Genomic DNA, 17,723 nt, shown 5'->3' with positions numbered 1-17,723 from the left:
CTCCCGGGGCCTGTCCCCGAAGCTTCTCCCCCCGGCGCTTGGGCTCCTCGCCCGGCGCTGCCATATTGGCCGCGACGCCATGGGACATTGCGCATGAGCTATCGCCCCTATCAGCAGATCCTCCGCCGCAAGTCGCGCCAGATCATGGTCGGCAAGGTGCCGGTCGGCGGCGATGCGCCGATCACCGTCCAGACCATGACCAACACGCCGACGGAGGACGCGGCGGCGACCATCGCCCAGATCCGCCGGGCGGAGCTGGCCGGCGTCGACATCGTCCGGGTCTCCTGCCCGACGCCGGAGAGCACCGCGGCGCTGCATGAGATCGTGCGCGAGGTGAATGTCCCGATCGTCGCCGACATCCATTTCCACTATCGCCGCGCCATCGAGGCGGCGAAGGCCGGCGCCGCCTGCCTGCGGATCAATCCGGGCAATATCGGCAGCGCCGAGCGGGTGAAGGAGGTGGTGAAGGCCGCCCGCGACCATGGCTGCTCCATCCGCATCGGCGTGAATGCCGGCAGCCTGGAGAAGCACCTGCTGGAGAAGTACGGGGAGCCCAACCCGGAGGCGCTGGTGGAAAGCGCCCTCTGGCATGCGGCCCATCTGCAGGACAACGACTTCCACGAGTTCAAGATCAGCGTGAAGGCCAGCGACGTCTTCCTCGCCGTCGCCGCCTATCAGCAGCTGGCCGAAGTCTGTGACCACCCGCTGCATATCGGCATCACCGAGGCGGGCGGGCGGCGGACCGGCACGGTGAAGTCCGCCATCGGCCTCGGCAACCTGCTCTGGTCCGGCATCGGCGACACGCTGCGCGTCTCGCTCTCGGCCGAGCCGGAGGAGGAGGTGCATGTCGGCTGGGAGATCCTGAAATCCCTCGGCCTCCGGCATCGCGGGGTGAAGATCATCTCCTGCCCCTCCTGCGCCCGGCAGGGCTTCGATGTCATCAAGACGGTGGCGACGCTGGAGGAGCGGCTGGCGCATATCGAGACGCCGCTGACGCTCTCCATCATCGGCTGCGTGGTGAACGGGCCGGGCGAGGCGCTGATGACCGATATCGGCCTGACCGGCGGCGGCGCCGGGCGGCACATGGTCTATGCCGCCGGCAAGACCGACCACACCATCGACGAGACGGCGATGGTGGACCATCTGGTGGAGCTGGTGGAGCGGAAGGCGGCGCTGATCCAGGCCGAGGAGGCTGCGAAGAAGGCGGCGGAGGCCTCGCAGCAGGCGGCGGAGTGAACGGCATCGGCATTGCGGCGCTGCTGATCGGGCGGTTGCGGCCGCCGGCGCTGCCGGGCGGCCCACTGACCGGGCCGCTGCTGCGGCTGGGGGTGATGTGCGCAGCGCAGCTGGCGCTGTTCCTGACAGTAAGCTGGATGGCGCGGTAGGCGTTGCATCCGGCCGCGTGCCACCCTAGGTAATACCGGACAGGAGACAGGTATTACCGCCATGGGCATGCCCGTGACCATCAAGGGCCAGGTCACTATCCCGAAGCCCATCCGCGACCGGCTGGGGATCACGCCGGGGCAGAGCGAGGTGGAGTTCGAGCTGCAGCCGGATGGCCAGGTTGTGCTGCGGCGGGCCGCCGCCAGCCCGCCCATTGCCGACCGCTTCGCCCGCTTCCTCGGCAAGCCGCCTGCCGGCTGGAACGGCATGACCACCGAGGAGATCATGCGGCTGACGAGGGGCGAGGATTGGGGTGACGCTGGTTGACACCAACCTGCTGATCGACCTGTTCGAAGGCGATCCGCGCTGGGCGCCCTGGTCGGCGAAGGCCTTGTCCGAGGCCGCTGCCGTCGGTCCCTTGCTCATCAACGATGTGGTGTTCGCGGAGCTTTCCGTCGGCTTCAGCCAGTACGAAGCGTGCGAGGTCTTCCTCGCTGAGTTGCGGATCGAGGTGGCGCCCACGCCGCGCGCAGCGCTCTTCGCGGCCGGGAAGGCCTTCCAGGCCTACCGCCGCCAGGGCGGCAGCCGCACCGGCGTCCTGCCGGATTTCTTCATCGGCGCCCATGCGGCGGTGGCCGGCCTGCCGCTCCTCACCCGCGATCCCCGGCGCTACCGGGCCTATTTCCCCGACCTCGCCCTGATCGCCCCCTGAGAGCCGGCCGCCGGGCCTTGCCGGGCGCCCATCCCCCGGAGTAACGCCACCCCATGGCCCAAGCCCTGCTCCAGCCCGCCCGCGGCACCCATGACCTGATCGGCGAGGAATACCGCCGGCACCTCCACGTCATCGAGACGGCGCGGCGGGTCGCGACCCTCTATGGCTTCGAGGAATGGGCCACTCCGATCTTCGAGGATACCCGCGTCTTCGCCCGGGGCCTGGGCGATACCTCGGACGTTGTCTCCAAGGAGATGTATTCCTTCGAGGATCGCGGCGGGGAGAGCATCACCCTGCGGCCGGAGAATACCGCCGGGGTCTGCCGGGCGCTGGTCTCCAACGGCCTCACCCAGGCGAACCTGCCCCGCAAGGTCTTCTATGCCGGGCCGATGTTCCGCTACGAGCGGCCCCAGAAGGGCCGCTACCGGCAATTCCACCAGATCGGCATCGAGGTGCTGGGCGCAGCCGAGCCCTTAGCAGATGCGGAAGTGATCGCCTGCGGCTGGCACATCCAGCAGGAGCTCGGCATCGACGAGGGCACGGTGCTGGAGATCAACACCCTGGGCGACGCCGCCAGCCGGGACGCCTACCGCGCCGCGCTGATCGCCTATTTCACCGCCCACAAGGACCAGCTCTCCGAGGACAGCCAGGCGCGGCTGGAAAAGAACCCGCTGCGGATCGTGGACAGCAAGGACCCGCGCGACAAGGCGCTGGTCGCCGAGGCGCCGACCATCCACGACCACCTGACGCCGGAAGCGGCGGAATTCTACGCCGCGGTCAAATCCTACCTGACCATCTTCGGCGTGCCCTTCCGGGAGAATCCGCGCATCGTCCGGGGGCTCGACTATTACAGCCACACCGCCTTCGAATTCGTCACGGACCGTCTCGGCGCCCAGGGCACGGTGATGGGCGGCGGCCGCTACAATGGCCTGGTGGAGGAGATGGGCGGCCCGCCCACCCCCTCGGTCGGCTGGGCGGCGGGCGTCGAACGCCTCTCCCTGCTGCTGGAGGCGGCGGAGCTGACGCCGGAGGCGCCGCGTCCCGTCGCCATCATCCCGGCCGGCGGCGACACCGCGGAAGCCGCGGCGCTTTCCGTCCTGCAGGCGTTGCGGGAGCGGGGGGTGGTGGCGGAGATCGCCTATAAGGGCAACCTGAAGCGGCGGATGGAGCGCGCCAACCGCATCAAGGCCGGCGCCGCCGTCATCCTTGGCGAGGCGGAGATCGCCGCCGGCACCGCCACCGTTCGCAACCTCGACGCCGGGACGCAGGAGACCGTGCCGCTCGAGGAGCTGATCCGCGCCCTGGCCGCGACCGGCGCCAGCGAAAGCGCCATGCAGGCACTGATGGCGGAGATGCTGGAGGCGGAGGAGGATGCGGGCGATGAGGGGGACGAGGAGAGGTGAGCCTCGTTGAGAAGCTCGACCGGGTGCTGACCCGGGCGGAGGAGCTTAAGCATCTTCTGGCGACGGCGGAGGGCGGGCAGTTCGGCGCGCTCTCGAAGGAGCTGTCGGAGCTCGAGCCCCTGGTCGAGAAGGTGGAGGCGCTGCGCGCCGCCGAGCGTGCCCGGGACGAGGCCGAGGCGATGCTGGCCGACCCCGAGCTGCGCGAGCTGGCCGAGGCGGAATACCTGGCGCAGAAGGAGGCGGTGCCGGCGCTGGAGCGCGAGGTGCGCCTCATGCTGCTGCCGAAGGACATCGCCGATGAGCGCAGCGCCATTCTGGAAATCCGCCCCGCCGCCGGCGGCGACGAGGCGGCGCTCTTCGCCGCCGAGCTGTTCCGCGCCTATCAGCGCTACGCCGAAAGCCGCCGCTGGCGCTTCGAGGTGATGGAGTATGACGAGAGCGACCTTGGCGGGGTGAAGGGCGCGGTCGCCGAAATCGCGGGTAGGGGTGTCTTCGCCCGGCTGAAATACGAAAGCGGCGTGCACCGCGTGCAGCGCGTGCCGGCGACCGAGACCCAGGGGCGCATCCACACCTCCACCGTGACCGTCGCGGTGCTGCCGGAAGCCGAGGAGGTGGATGTGCAGATCAACGAAAGCGATCTGCGCATCGACACCTACCGCGCCAGCGGCGCCGGCGGCCAGCATGTGAACAAGACGGACAGTGCGGTCCGCATCACCCACCTGCCGACCGGCGTGGTGGTGGCGATGCAGGAGGAGAAGAGCCAGCACAAGAACCGCGCCAAGGCGATGAAGGTGCTGCGCGCCCGGCTGTTCGAGGCGGAGCGCAGCCGTGTCCACGGCGCCCGCGCCGCGGACCGCAAGAGCCAGGTCGGCACCGGCGACCGCAGCGAGCGCATCCGCACCTACAATTTCCCGCAGGGGCGCGTCACGGATCACCGCATCGGCCTGACGCTGCACAAGATCGACCGGGTGATGCTGGGCGAGTTCGACGAGATCATCGACGCCCTGACCGCGGAGGACGAGGCGGCCCGCCTGGCGGCCGAGGGCGAGTGAACGAGCGGGGTACCGCCTGCGCCGACCCCGCAGGCACCATCGGCTTCTTCCTCTGTCGCGCCGGCCAGCATCTCCGTGCCGCCGCCATCGAGAGCCCCCGGCTGGAGGCCCGCCTGCTGCTGGCCCATGCCATGGGCTGCCGGCAGGAGGACCTGCTGCGCGACCCGCGCGCCGCGGTGCCACCCGCGGCCGCCTCCCGATTTGCGGACATGCTCCGCCGTCGCCTGGACCATACGCCGATGGCGCAGCTGCTGGGCAGCCAGGAATTCTGGTCGCTGCCCTTCCGCGTCTCGCCGGCGACGCTCATTCCCCGCGCCGATTCGGAGGCGCTGATCGAGGCGGCGCTGGCCGCCTTCCCGGAGCGCGGCCGGGTGCGGCGCGTGCTGGATCTCGGCACCGGCACGGGCTGCCTGCTGCTGGCGGCGTTGACGGAATTCCCCGAAGCCACCGGCATCGGCATCGACCGCGTGCCGGCGGCCGCAGCGCTGGCGCGGGAGAATGCGCGGGCGCTCCGGCTTGGCGACCGCGCCGCCTTCCTGGCGGGCGACTGGGCGGAGGCGATCGCCGGCCGCTTCGACCTCATCCTCTCCAACCCGCCCTATATCGAATCGGCCGCCATCCCCGGCCTGATGCCGGAGGTGGCGGCGCATGAGCCGGGCACGGCCCTCGATGGCGGGGCGGATGGCCTCGGCGCCTATCGCGCCCTGGCGGCGGCGCTGCCCCGGCTGCTCGCCCCGGGCGGGGAGGCGGTGCTGGAGCTCGGCGCCGGCCAGCGCCCGGCGGTGGAGGCCCTGGCCCGCGCCGCCGGCCTTGAACCGCGGGGCTGCCACCCCGATCTGGGGGGCATAGACCGCGCCCTCCGCCTCGGGTGATCGCCTTGCGGAAAAAACCGTTTGGCGCACCGCAGCGCAGATTGTAGGGTGGGTTCGGCCCCTGCGGGCGAACGGGCACGGCCCGGCGCCGGGACGCAAGGGCTTCGCCCCATGGCCGGAACAGCTTGCCGCGGCAGAGCGCGGAGCGCCGATGGCCCAGGGCCTTGGATGATATCGACCGCCACTGCCGGACGACGCCGGAGGTTTCCGGCCCGCCCGGGGCGGCTAGCTGCGAGACGGCAGACATAACAGCGATGAACATGAAACGCATGCGCGGCCGCAACCACCGGCATGGTGGTGGCGGTGGGGGTGGCGGCGGCCAGTTCCGCAATGCCGGGGGCGGCGGCGGCCATCAGCCGATGAACCGCAACCATGTCTTCGACTCCAACGGTCCGGACATGCGGCTGCGCGGCACGGCGCAGCAGCTCTTCGAGAAGTACCTCCAGCTCGGCCGCGACGCGACCGGCTCGGGCGACCGGGTGATGGCGGAGGGGTATTTCCAGCATGCGGAGCATTACTTCCGCATCCTGAACGCCATGAACCAGGCGCAGCAGCAGCGCGAGGGCGGCCAGGGGCAGCACCGCCGCTACCAGCCGGGGCCGGAGCAGGGCGCCGACGGGGCGGAGGGCGGCGAGCAGCCCGAGCTCAATGGCCATGTGAACGGCCATGCGCTGGAGGTGGAGGCCGAGGCCGAGTCCGGCCAGCCGGAGCCGCGCGAGCCGGCCTGACATGGCCCATGGAGCCGCTGCGGCGGCTTCATGGTAACCCCTGGGCCCTGCCTTCTCCCGTTCCGTACAGCCGCCGCGGCGAGGTCGTGGCAGGGCAACAGGCAGTGCACCTCTCGACCGCATCCGCCTTTCTGGCCATCCGGTCATTTGACACCGCCGGTCCCCGGGCGCAGGCTTCCCGTGTTCCAAGGGGGGTCCCGCCAGGGGCTGAGAGTGGGCTGTCGCGCCCTGACCCTGCGAACCTGATCCGGGTCATGCCGGCGTAGGGAACGGAACCTATGGGTGCGCCATGCTGGCGGGCCCCCCCGCGCAGGTCACGCCACCCGGATCTCCGATTCGAAGGAGGTCCAGGAATGCCCGATACCATCACCCCCGAGCTGCCACAGGTGACGACCGGCCCCCTGCCGGCCTCCCGCAAGCTGCATGTCCCCGGCTCGCTGCATCCGGAGATCCGCGTGGCGATGCGGGAGATTGCGGTCGGCGGGGGGGAGAAGCCGCTTCGCGTCTATGACGCCTCCGGCCCCTATACCGACCCCGAGCAGCGCACGGATATCCGCCGCGGTCTCCCCGCGCTGCGCGCCGCCTGGATCGCGTCCCGCGGCGATGTGGAAGCCTATGACGGGCGCGAGCCGAAGCCGGAGGACAACGGCCTGAAGCCCGGCGAGGCCAGCCGCGTGCCGGTCTTCGACCGCGCCGGCCGCCGCCCGCTGCGCGCCAGGCCGGGCGCCCGCCCCACCCAGCTTGCCTATGCCCGCGCCGGCATCGTCACGCCTGAGATGGAATACGTCGCCATCCGCGAGAATCTCGGCCGCGAACGCGCCCGCGAGGCGGCGGCCCGTGACGGCGAGAGCTTCGGCGCCGCCATCCCGGACTACGTCACCCCGGAATTCGTCCGCGACGAGGTGGCGCGCGGCCGTGCCATCATCCCCGCCAACATCAACCACCCGGAATCCGAGCCGATGGCAATCGGCCGGAATTTCCTGGTGAAGATCAACGCCAATATCGGCAACTCCGCCGTCTGGTCCTCGGTGGGTGAGGAGGTGGACAAGCTCGTCTGGGCCATCCGCTGGGGCGCCGACACGGTGATGGACCTCAGCACCGGGCGGAACATCCACACCACCCGCGAATGGATCATCCGCAACTCCCCCGTGCCCATCGGCACCGTGCCGATCTACCAGGCGCTGGAGAAGGTGGGCGGCAAGGCGGAGGAGCTGAGCTGGGAGATCTTCCGCGATACGCTGATCGAGCAGGCGGAGCAGGGGGTGGACTACTTCACCATCCATGCCGGCGTCCGGCTGCCCTACATCCCACTGACGGCGAAGCGCGTCACCGGCATCGTCTCCCGCGGCGGCTCCATCATGGCCAAATGGTGCCTGGCGCATCACCGGGAGAGCTTCCTCTACGAGCGCTTCGACGAGATCTGCGAGATCATGCGGGCCTATGACGTCAGCTTCTCGCTGGGCGACGGGCTGCGGCCGGGGAGCATCGCGGATGCCAACGACGCCGCGCAATTCGCCGAGCTGGAGACGCTGGGCGAGCTGACGCAGATCGCCTGGAAGCATGATTGCCAGGTGATGATCGAGGGGCCCGGCCATGTCCCCATGCACAAGATCAAGGAGAACATGGACAAGCAGCTCCGCGAATGCGGGGAGGCGCCGTTCTACACCCTCGGCCCGCTCACCACGGACATCGCGCCGGGCTATGACCACATCACCAGCGGCATCGGCGCGGCGATGATCGGCTGGTTCGGCACGGCGATGCTCTGCTACGTCACGCCGAAGGAGCATCTCGGCCTGCCGGACCGGGACGATGTGAAGACCGGCGTCATCACCTACAAGATCGCCGCCCATGCCGCCGACCTGGCGAAGGGTCATCCGGCGGCGAAGCTGCGGGACGATGCGCTGAGCCGGGCCCGCTTCGAATTCCGCTGGCGGGACCAGTTCAATCTCAGCCTGGACCCGGAGACGGCGGAGAAATTCCACGACCAGACCCTGCCGGCCGAGGGCGCCAAGCTGGCGCATTTCTGCTCCATGTGCGGGCCGAAATTCTGCTCCATGAAGATCAGCCAGGACATCCGCGACGCAGCGCAGGCCGAGATGGCGAAGCAAAGCGAGCGCTTCCTGGCGAATGGCGGGCAGATCTACGCGGCGCCGCAGCCCGCGGCGGAGTAGGCGAGGCCTCCCGACCGCCCCCCGGTCACGCGACGGTGAATTCAGCGCTTAACCGTTGCGGAACAGAATGGCCGGATCCGGGCGGACGAGGGGCGGTGAGGTGGAGGGCAGGGCCGGACATCGTCGGGATCGGGCCCTGGCCTTGCTCGCGCCACGGCGCGGGTAGGGCGGTGCATCCGCCGGCCGTCCTCCGGCCGGGCCGCGGCTTCCGGCCCGGCCCCGCCCTGCTTTACTTCGCCCAGCGGCTGGTTGTCTGGCCGCCTGCCCGGCGCCTGGTGCGGCGTGGCCTCGCCGGCTGGATCAGCCGTGCATACCCCGAACTCTTCCCGAAGCATGCCGAGCCGCCCGCACAGGGAGGGGCCAGGGAGGCCGCGCTGCGGCGTGACGGCATCGTGGCGATGGAGAGCCTGGTGCCGGAGGCCGGGGCGAAGGCCATGGCGGCCTATTTCGCCGGCCAGGAGGTGGTCGTCGCGGGCCGCACCATGCCCCTCGGCGCGGTGCCGGCGGGAACCGCGGTCGCGCCCTACCCCCTGGCGACCGTGCTGGCCTGCCCTGGCCTTGTTGCCTTGATCAACCACCCGGCGGTGCTGCGCCTGGCCGCCGCCTATCTCGGCTGCGCTCCCACCCTGTCCAGCCTCGGCGTGCGCTGGGCGCTGCCCGCGCCGGGCGGCGGGACCGACATCCAGCGCTTCCACCGCGACCCCGATGACTGGCACTCGGTGAAGCTGTTCGTCTACCTGACCGAGGTCGATGCCGGGGCCGGGCCTCATGTCTATATCCGCGGCTCGCACCGGACGGCGGGGGGGCTGCGCGCCCGGCCCTTCGGTTCCGGCGAGGCCGAGGCGCGATTCGGCGCCGCCAATGTCCTGGCTGTCACAGGCCCGGCCGGGACCAGCTTCATGGCCGATGTGCATGGGGTGCACCGTGGCGCGGTGCCGACCGGCCGGCCCCGGCTGATGCTGCAGGCGCAGTATTCCCTGCTGCCGGTCTATGCCTTCCGCTATGAACCGCTGCCGACACCGCCGCCGCTGCCGGTGGACCCTTACGTGAACCGCCTGCTGTTCCGGCCCTCGCCCTGAGCCGGCGGGAGGGCGCCGCGCCGGCAGCGGGATCAGTGCAGCAGATCGCCCTCCAGCGGTTCCAGCGCATCCCCCACCGCGATACGGCCGCCCTCGATCACCTCGGCATACACCCCCAGATCGGCATGGCCGAAATGCTGCCGCAGCCATTGCGGCGGCTTCGCGTCCCGCTCGGCGGTATCCGGGTTCACCTCCGTCGCCGGGCAGCGGACGATGCGCTTGAACACCCGCAGCCGGGCGGCGCCGAGCTGGATCTCCTGTCCCAGCCAGTCGAACTCCGCCCAGGGGGTGCCGCCCGAGACATAGACATTGGCCCGGAAGCGCAGCAGGTCCAGCTTCTGCCCCACCGCCTTCTCCAGCGCCGCGAGGCTCGCCAGCCCGATGATGGAGACGCATTTCACCGCCACATCGGTGAAGTGATGCCCGGGCGCTTCCACGAAGCGCGGCGTGCCCCGCGCTTCCTCCCCCAGATGGCGGGTCAGGAAGGCAGCGATCTCCGCCCGCCCCGATTCGCTCCGCGTATCCCCGAGCAGCGGCGGGCCCTCCGGCGGGCGAATCGCCAGCTGCCCGGTCTTCGGGTCAAAGGCGGAATGCAGCAGCGCCAGCCTGGCATTCGCCATCAGGCAGCCGAAATGGCGCTTCTGCAGCCAGGCCGGGGCGGCGGGATCGAAGGGCGCATCCCCTTGGGCCAGGGCGAAGCGCCGGTCATGCGGCAGGCACTGGCCTTCCGCCAGCATGACCTCCTCCAGCGCCTCGGCGGTCAGCCCCTTCACCGGGTAGCGGTAGATATGCTCGATACGCATCGGAACATTTTCCTTTCCCGGCTCTTGACCCAGCCCAAGGCGAAATACCACATCCGGGTCGAACTTGGGTCCCGCCACTGCCTATTGAGGGGTGGTGGGAACCGGTCGCCAACAAGTTGGCGGGGCGGTGGACCCGGGCGCAGCCGCGCCTCGGGTCCCCCTCCCGCGGACGGGGGACAGAACGAGCATGGACATCGAGAAATTCACCGATCGCGCCAAGGGCTTCCTGCAAGCGGCGCAGACCATCGCCATCCGCGAGTACCACCAGCGCGTCACGCCGGAGCACCTGCTGAAGGCCCTGCTGGATGACGAGCAGGGCGCCGCCTCCGGCCTCATCAGCGCCGCCGGCGGCAATCCCGCCCAGGCGAAGCAGGCCGTGGATGCCGAGATCGCGAAGCAGCCCAAAGTCTCCGGCGGCGGGGCGGGTCAGCCGCAATTCACCCCGGATATCGTCCGCGTCCTGGATGCGGCGCAGCAGCAGGCGCAGCGCGCCGGGGACGCCTATGTCGCCCAGGACCGGCTGCTGGTGGCGCTCGCCCAGAGCGATGCCCCCGCCGGCCGCATCCTGAAGCAGGCCGGCGCCGATGGCGCGAAGCTGGACGCCGCCGTGACGCAGCTCCGCAAGGGCCGGAAGGTGGACAGCGCCAATGCCGAAGAGAGCTTCGACGCGCTGAAGAAATACGCCCGCGACATCACCGAGGCGGCGCGGACCGGCAAGCTGGATCCGGTGATCGGCCGGGACGAGGAGATCCGCCGCGCCATCCAGGTGCTGGCCCGCCGCACCAAGAACAACCCGGTGCTGATCGGCGAGCCCGGCGTCGGCAAGACCGCGATCGTCGAGGGGCTCGCGCTCCGCATCGTCAAGGGCGACGTGCCGGAGGCGCTGAAGAACAAGCGCGTGCTGGCGCTCGACCTCGGCGCCATGATCGCCGGCGCCAAATACCGCGGCGAGTTCGAGGAACGCCTCAAGGGCGTGCTCTCCGAAGTGGAGCAGGCGGCCGGCGAGATCATCCTGTTCATCGACGAGATGCACACGCTGGTGGGCGCGGGCAAGGCGGATGGCGCCATGGACGCCTCCAACCTGCTGAAGCCGGCGCTGGCGCGCGGCGAGCTGCACTGCATCGGCGCCACCACGCTCGACGAATACCGCAAGCATGTGGAGAAGGACGCGGCGCTGGCCCGGCGCTTCCAGCCGGTCTTCGTCGGCGAGCCGAGCGTGGAGGACACCATCTCCATCCTCCGCGGCATCAAGGACAAGTACGAGACGCATCACGGCGTCCGCATCACCGACAGCGCGCTGGTGGCGGCGGCGACCCTGTCCAACCGCTACATCACCGACCGCTTCCTGCCGGACAAGGCGATCGACCTGGTGGATGAGGCGAGCTCCCGCTTGCGGATGCAGGTGGACAGCAAGCCGGAGGAGCTGGACGCCATCGACCGCGACCTGACCCGGCTGCGGATCGAGCGCGAGGCGTTGAAGAAGGAGGAGGACGCCGCTTCCCGCGACCGGCTGGCGAAGCTCGAGAAGGAGCTGGCCGAGTTGGAGGAGCGGTCGCGCGAGATGACGCAGCGCTGGGAGGCGGAGAAGGGCAAGGTCGTCGCCACCCAGAAGGCGAAGGAGGAGCTGGACAAGGCCCGCACCGAGCTGGAGCTGGCCGAGCGCCGCGGCGACTACGCGAAGGCGGGCGAGCTGAAGTATGGCGTCATCCCGGGCCTCGAGAAGCAGATCGCCTCGGCCGGCGACGGCGATGCGCGGCTGGTGAACGAGGCGGTGACGGAGGAGGGCATCGCCGCCGTCGTCAGCCGCTGGACCGGCATCCCGGTGGAGAAGATGCTGGAAGGCGAGCGCGCCAAGCTGCTGAAGATGGAGGACCAGCTCCGCCAGCGCGTGGTGGGGCAGGAGGAGGCGCTGGAGGCGGTCTCCAAGGCCGTGCGGCGCGCCCGGGCCGGGCTGCAGGACCCGCACCGGCCGATCGGCAGCTTCCTCTTCCTCGGCCCCACCGGCGTCGGCAAGACGGAGCTGGTGAAGTCCTTGGCGAATTTCCTGTTCGATGACGAGCGGGCGATGACGCGCATCGACATGTCCGAGTACATGGAGAAGCATGCCGTCTCCCGCCTGATCGGCGCTCCGCCCGGCTATGTGGGCTATGACGAGGGCGGCGCGCTGACCGAGGCGGTGCGGCGCCGGCCCTACCAGGTCATCCTGTTCGACGAGGTCGAGAAGGCGCATGAGGATGTGTTCAACATCCTGTTGCAGGTGCTGGACGATGGGCGGCTGACGGATGGCCAGGGGCGGACGGTGGATTTCCGCAACACCATCATCGTGCTGACCAGCAACCTCGGCAGCACGGCGATCGCGGAGCTGCCGGAGAGCGCGGATATCGAGGCCGCGCGGCCGGCGGTGATGCGGGCGGTGCGCGACCGCTTCCGGCCGGAATTCCTCAACCGGCTGGATGAGATCGTGCTATTCCGGCGCCTGGCGCGCAGCGACATGGCGGCGATCGTCGACATCCAGCTCGGCCGGCTGCGGAAGCTGCTGGCGGAGCGGCATATCGCGCTGGAGCTGGACGAATCCGCCCGCGAGTGGCTGGCGGAGGCGGGCTACGACCCGGCCTATGGCGCGCGGCCGCTGAAACGGGTGATCCAGCGCAGCCTGCAGGACAAGCTGGCCAATAGGCTGCTGGAAGGCAGCATCCATGACGGCGAGGTGGTGCAGGTGACCGCCAGCGCCGATGGGCTGGAACTGCGGCAGGGGCCCGTCGCCGCGGCGGCTTGAGAGGGGCGCTGCCCCTCTCAAACTCTCCCCGCAAAGGGCCGAAAGGCCCTTTGAGCCCTTGAGTTTGGTGTTTCGACCGTCGCGCCTGGACTCATGGTTTCCAAAGGCCCTTCGGCCTTTGGCGGGAGGGAGTTTGAGGGAGGGCAGAGCCCTCTCTCAACTCACAGCAGGTCCGCGCTACCCGTCTTCACATCCAGCGCAAACGCCAGGAACTGCGTCACCTGCGTGTCGCTGAAATTGTCGTCCGCCACCATCACCAGGCTCTTCCGCCCATCCGCCAGGTCGGGGCCGAAAGTCATGCCCTCGATGTTGTCGAGCGTGATGCCGAGGTCATCCAGGTCCAGCAGCAGCGTCTTCTGCGCCGGGATGTAGTCCTGCCCGTCCAGCGCCGGCAGGCCGGAGACATCGGTCGCATCCTCCGTCCGCACCATGTACAGCCGGATGTCGTTGCCGGCGATTCCGGTGGAGAAGGACCGTTCCAGCGCCAGCATCGTGCCCTGATTGTCCAGCGCCAGCAGCTCCACCAGCCCGTTGGTGGCGAAGGCATCGCCCGGCACCGGCGCATGGGCGATGGGGTCGGTCAGGTAGGCGTATTCGGCCGTCTCATGGCCCGCCGCCGTGTCATAGGCCAGGATGCGGGTGGGCGAGCCGGCATTGACCGTCGCATTCGGCCCGTCTTGGTACAGCGCATCCTCCGTGCCGACGAACAGCGTCTTGCCGTCCGGCGTCACGGCCAGCCCCTCGAAGGCGAGGTTGTTGCGGATGCCCGAGGATTCGTCGGCGGTGGGCGTGAATTTACCGTCCACCGGCAGCTCCGCGATGCGCTGCCCCGTCAGGTCGAACTGCGCCACGAGGGGCGGGACGAGCTGGCTCGCATCGCCCTCGAAGGAGAGATAGAGCGTGCCGTCCGGCGCCAGGGCCAGCCCCTCCGGGTCCAGCGAATTGGCCGGGAAATGCTGGCCATCCTCCTGCCCCAGCCGGTGCACGCCCTTGAAGGCGATATCGCCCTGGGAGAGTGCGCCATCCTCCAGCCCGATATCGAGGGTGAAGAAGCGCGCATCCGTCGAGCGGTCGTCCGAGAGCGCGTAGTACTGCCCCGTCGCCGCATCCCAGGTGATGGCGGAGAGCCCGCCGATCTGCAGCCCACCGAAGCCGTGGCCGAAGCCGATATCGCTCTCGCCGAGGAATTCGATGCCGCCGACCCGCGCCTCACCGGGGAACAGGCCGGTGCTGGTCGGCCGGCCGAATTGCACGCCGAGCAAGTCGCCGATGAAGTCATAGGCGCCGAATTCCTGGGCGCCGTAATTCGCATCGATCGGCGTGACGGTGATGTGGCCGGCAGCGAAGGCATTGCCCTCCGCCAGCGGATCATCCGTCACCACCGGACCACCGAATTCCAGCTTCGCCTCGCCTGCTGTGCCGGTGCCCGCCGCGTGCAGCTCATGGTCGGTGGCGGCGTCGATGCGGGTGAAGACCACGTCGGAGGGATCGGCGTATCTCGGGATGTTGACGTTCAGCCCGACGCCCGTCGGCAGCAGCATACCATCGGCGCCCGCCGTCGCCTGCAACTCCAGGATCAGGTCGGCGGTGATCTGGCTGGCATGCCACAGGCTGCACCAATCGGTGCCATGCGACGAATCCACCTCGGTGGAGACGGCGATGGAGGGCACGCCGTAATTGAACACGCCGGCGACGGCGGCGGCCAGCGTGCCGGACGTCACGCCCTCATGGCCGAGGCTCGGGCCACCATCGATGCCGGAGACGATGAGGTCCGGCCGCGCCTCGCCGGTCAGCAGCGCGTCCAGTCCGGTATAGACCGTGGTGCTCGGCGTCGCCGCCACCGCATAGCCATCCGCGGTGTGCTCCACGGCGAAGTCCGTCAGCGTCAGCGCGGTGCCGAGGCCGTCCTGCGCACTCGCCGGTGCCACCACCGTGACCTCGTAGCCGAGATCGAGCAGGGTCTCGCGCAGCAGTTCGAGGCCCGGCGCATCGGCGCCTTCCTCATTCACCAGCATCACCTTCAGCGGCTGCGCCTCGGGCCGGTCCCAATCGCCCAGCTTGCCATCCAGCCGGTCCTCCAGCGCCAGGCGCTGCTGCTCAGAGGCCGTCCAGTTCCCGTCGATGGGCGAAAGCGTCACCCGGCCTTCGAGGAATTGCGAGCCCTCGGAGATCGGGTTGCCGGAGGGATCGGTGTTCGGCGTGAAGGTGGAGTTGTAGAGGCCGTTCGGCTTCTCGCCGATCGGGTAGCCGGCGGAGGATTCCTGGTCGATGCGCGTGATGGCGAGGCCGAGCGGGTCGGCGGTGCCGGGGATGTTGATGGAGAGTCCCTCGCCGCCCGGGATGAGCGCGCCGCCTTCCGGCCGCGCCGCCTCCAGCTTGTCCAACAGGCTGACGAGGAATTCCGCCGAATTGGCGAAGGCAGCGTCATAGCTGCCATCCTCGGAGCCGGCCGAGAGGGCGATGGCCGGAATGCTCCGCTGCAGCGCCGCGACAGCGGCGTTGACAGTGCCGGAGATGTTCTCGCTCTCCCCGGTATTGTCGCCCCGGTTGGTGCCGGAGATGACGATGTCCGGCGCCTCGCCGCCGAACAGGTCGAGCACATCGAGGCCGACCAGCGTGGCAGTGACCGGGCGGCCATCCACCGCGTAATTGCCGGGCGAGAATTCGGTGACGGCGAAGGGCTCGTCGAAGGCGGTGGGGCCGCCGAGCGAACTGCCCTGTGCGCTCTGATTCGCCGCGGGCGCGACGATGTGGACGTTCTCCCCGGCCGCCTTCAGCGCGTCATAGAGCGCGATGAGGCCTGGCGAATCATAACCGTCATCATTGGTGAGAAGTATGTTGAGCGACATGGCGACCTCCGCAGGATCCCGGCGGCAGCGGGACTAGAGGCCGGTCGATGACGCTCGCCCGCACGCGCTGGATCACGAATCACGGCTTCCGGAGCCGCATCCGTGCCGTCCAGGAATGGCGTGCAAGCATGTCGCTGTTCTGCCCACTGTTCCGGTTCCAGGCCACTCGTCGGTGCCCGCGCGCCGCGGTGGCGCGGGTCAGGGCGCCAGCGCCACCTCCTGCCAGGGCGAAAGCTGCGAGAGATGCGCCGCCAGCACCGCCTGCTGCCGGCGGAAGGCGGCCAGCTGCGGGCCTTCCAGCCGCAAGGCGGGCATCGCCTCCAGCCGCGCGGGATCCACCGCGTGGCCCTGGGCGATCACCTCGAAATGCAGATGCGGGCCGGTCGCCAGGCCGGTGGCGCCGACCCGGCCGATCACCTCACCCTGCCGCACCGGCGTGCCGGGCTTCATGGCCGCCTCGATCGCGGAGAGGTGGCCGTAGAGCGTCTCCGTCCCGTCCGCATGGGTCAGGCGCAGCATCCTGCCATAGCCGCCGCGCCAGCCGGCCTCCGCCACCACCCCATCGGCGGCGGCGAAGACCGCCGTGCCGCGCGGCGCGGCGAAATCCACCCCTTGATGCTGGCGGGTGAAGCCCAGCACCGGATGGCGCCGCGGGCCGAAGCCGGAGCTGACCTGCGCGCTTTCCAGCGGCGTGCGGAGGAAGGCGCGGCGCAGGCTGCGGCCGGCGGCGTCGAACCATTCGGGGCCGTTCGGCGTCTGCTGCCGCCAGAGGGTGAGGCGGTGGCCGGAGAGATGGAACTCGGCATAGACCGCGGCACCGTCGCGCAGAGCCCGGCCCTCGGCATTGCGGAAGCGCTCGAAGAGGATGGTGAAGCGGTCGCGCGGGCCGATCTCGCGCTGGAGGTCCACGGCCTGGGCCAGGCTCTGCACCAGCTCTCGCGCCAGGGGGGCGGGCAGGCCGGCGGCGCGCAGATCCTCGACCACCACGCCGCGGATGGCGCCGGCGGCAAGGGCGAGGTGGCGATAGGCCGGCTCCACCACCTCCTCCGTCCGCCAGCCGGCGCCGGCGCGGGTGGCGGTGACGATGCGGCCGGGCTCCGGCTCGATAGCGAGGCCGATGAGGCGGCCGGCGGCAAGGTCTTGCCGCAGCGTCAGCGCCTGGCCGGGGCGAAGGCTTTGCCGCGGCAGGTAGGGGGAGAGGGCAGCCAAGGCCGGCGCCGCCTGGTCCAGCGGGATGCCGGCGCTGGCGAGGAGGTGGGCGGCGGAGTCCTCGCCTTCGGCCTGCAGGGTACGGGTGGCGAGCTGCGGCGTCCCCCCCGGCGCCTGGGCGAAGGCCGGGGCGGCGCCGAGGACAAGGCAGGCGAAGAACGCGCGACGCCAATGGCGCCGCCGGCGATGCGGCATGAAATCACCCCTCCCCAGGGCTGAAATATGGCGCAACATCTCCTGGCAATTTCCAGGACTGTCAACGGCTTGACATGTACAGTTTCGAGACGAGGTGAGCGGTGGGAGGCGCCGCGAAGAAACCGTTTGACAGGGGGAGGGGAGGAGCCTAGAAGCCGCCTCCCGACGACGAGCCGCCTGGCTCCGAGACGGGACGCGGAAACGGGGCCTTGACGGTGGTGGCGAGAGCCACTAAGTTCACTGGCCCGCTGATGAGGCGGACGCTCCCCACCCGGCAGGGTTAAACGCCGGTCGGGCCCCAGGGCACAACCCAGAGGCCGGCCGCGTGGGAGCTTTGTTCATTAACAATCGTATCTGGTTTTTGGAAGTACGTTCGGTTTGGATGTGCTTTTGGTTGAGTTTGCTGAGGCGGGCTTGGCCTGGGGTTTTGTGTTCTGCTGCTTTGCCGGGAGGTGGAGGGGTGGGATGCGCGGGCGGCGCTGCTGCGGGGG

Annotated in this window: 14 protein-coding genes and 1 riboswitch; of the genes, 11 read left to right on the top strand and 3 right to left on the bottom strand. The window is 70.0% G+C overall.

The features are described 5' to 3' along the window. Nucleotides 1-93: 93 nt before the first annotated feature. From ispG to NJ376_RS24000, 10 genes are all read left to right on the top strand, one after another. Nucleotides 94-1,236 (top strand): flavodoxin-dependent (E)-4-hydroxy-3-methylbut-2-enyl-diphosphate synthase, encoded by a 1,143-nt coding sequence (gene ispG / locus NJ376_RS24045; protein WP_252955826.1) that lies wholly within the window; start codon nucleotides 94-96, stop codon nucleotides 1,234-1,236. Then, nucleotides 1,233-1,385, top strand: coding sequence for a hypothetical protein (locus NJ376_RS24040; RefSeq protein WP_252955825.1), 153 nt, complete (start codon nucleotides 1,233-1,235; stop codon nucleotides 1,383-1,385). Before ispG ends, NJ376_RS24040 begins: the two co-directional genes overlap by 4 nt. Before the next feature lie 61 nt (nucleotides 1,386-1,446). Further along, complete coding sequence (locus NJ376_RS24035; RefSeq protein WP_252955824.1) at nucleotides 1,447-1,710, top strand: AbrB/MazE/SpoVT family DNA-binding domain-containing protein; 264 nt, start codon at nucleotides 1,447-1,449, stop codon at nucleotides 1,708-1,710. After that, a complete protein-coding gene (locus NJ376_RS24030) occupies nucleotides 1,697-2,095 on the top strand; it encodes a type II toxin-antitoxin system VapC family toxin (RefSeq protein WP_252955823.1) in 399 nt (132 codons plus the stop codon). Before NJ376_RS24035 ends, NJ376_RS24030 begins: the two co-directional genes overlap by 14 nt. A 53-nt stretch (nucleotides 2,096-2,148) precedes the next feature. Beyond that, nucleotides 2,149-3,498, top strand: coding sequence for a histidine--tRNA ligase (gene hisS / locus NJ376_RS24025; protein WP_252955822.1), 1,350 nt, complete (start codon nucleotides 2,149-2,151; stop codon nucleotides 3,496-3,498). Further along, the gene (prfA, locus tag NJ376_RS24020; RefSeq protein WP_252955821.1) at nucleotides 3,495-4,550 is read left to right on the top strand and encodes a peptide chain release factor 1; all 1,056 of its coding nucleotides are present in this window, start codon (nucleotides 3,495-3,497) and stop codon (nucleotides 4,548-4,550) included. The genes hisS and prfA overlap by 4 nt, the downstream gene beginning before the upstream one ends. Continuing rightward, the gene (prmC, locus tag NJ376_RS24015) at nucleotides 4,547-5,422 is read left to right on the top strand and encodes a peptide chain release factor N(5)-glutamine methyltransferase (RefSeq protein ID WP_370288588.1); all 876 of its coding nucleotides are present in this window, start codon (nucleotides 4,547-4,549) and stop codon (nucleotides 5,420-5,422) included. Before prfA ends, prmC begins: the two co-directional genes overlap by 4 nt. Before the next feature lie 254 nt (nucleotides 5,423-5,676). Further along, nucleotides 5,677-6,150 carry a DUF4167 domain-containing protein gene (locus NJ376_RS24010; protein ID WP_252955820.1) on the top strand — a complete coding sequence of 158 codons (474 nt, stop codon included), beginning with the start codon at nucleotides 5,677-5,679 and terminating at the stop codon, nucleotides 6,148-6,150. 178 nt (nucleotides 6,151-6,328) lie between these two features. Beyond that, nucleotides 6,329-6,437, top strand: a riboswitch (TPP riboswitch). A gap of 66 nt (nucleotides 6,438-6,503) precedes the next feature. Further along, nucleotides 6,504-8,321, top strand: coding sequence for a phosphomethylpyrimidine synthase ThiC (gene thiC, locus NJ376_RS24005; protein ID WP_252955819.1), 1,818 nt, complete (start codon nucleotides 6,504-6,506; stop codon nucleotides 8,319-8,321). A gap of 170 nt (nucleotides 8,322-8,491) precedes the next feature. Further along, nucleotides 8,492-9,400, top strand: coding sequence for a hypothetical protein (locus NJ376_RS24000; protein ID WP_252955818.1), 909 nt, complete (start codon nucleotides 8,492-8,494; stop codon nucleotides 9,398-9,400). Nucleotides 9,401-9,432: 32 nt separating this feature from the next. Here the strand turns inward: NJ376_RS24000 and NJ376_RS23995 are convergent, their stop codons facing one another. Continuing rightward, nucleotides 9,433-10,203: an MOSC domain-containing protein gene (locus tag NJ376_RS23995; protein WP_252955817.1), complete on the bottom strand. Its 771-nt coding sequence runs from the start codon at nucleotides 10,201-10,203 to the stop codon at nucleotides 9,433-9,435. 187 nt (nucleotides 10,204-10,390) lie between these two features. Here NJ376_RS23995 and clpB point away from each other — a divergent pair, with 187 nt between their 5' ends. Beyond that, the gene (gene clpB, locus NJ376_RS23990) at nucleotides 10,391-12,979 is read left to right on the top strand and encodes an ATP-dependent chaperone ClpB (protein ID WP_252955816.1); all 2,589 of its coding nucleotides are present in this window, start codon (nucleotides 10,391-10,393) and stop codon (nucleotides 12,977-12,979) included. A 161-nt stretch (nucleotides 12,980-13,140) separates the two neighbouring features. Here clpB and NJ376_RS23985 read toward each other — a convergent pair whose 3' ends face one another. Then, entirely contained in the window at nucleotides 13,141-15,828 is a 2,688-nt protein-coding gene (locus tag NJ376_RS23985; RefSeq protein ID WP_252955815.1) for an esterase-like activity of phytase family protein, read from the bottom strand. Nucleotides 15,829-16,026: 198 nt separating this feature from the next. Continuing rightward, the gene (locus tag NJ376_RS23980; RefSeq protein ID WP_252955814.1) at nucleotides 16,027-17,232 is read right to left on the bottom strand and encodes a M23 family metallopeptidase; all 1,206 of its coding nucleotides are present in this window, start codon (nucleotides 17,230-17,232) and stop codon (nucleotides 16,027-16,029) included. Nucleotides 17,233-17,723 lie beyond the last annotated feature (491 nt).

Source organism: Siccirubricoccus soli (genome assembly GCF_024178315.1).
GTDB classification, from domain to species: Bacteria; Pseudomonadota; Alphaproteobacteria; order Acetobacterales; family Acetobacteraceae; genus Siccirubricoccus; species Siccirubricoccus soli.
The sequence above is the reverse complement of the archived record's forward strand: the minus strand, read 5'-3'. Positions and strand labels throughout refer to the sequence as shown.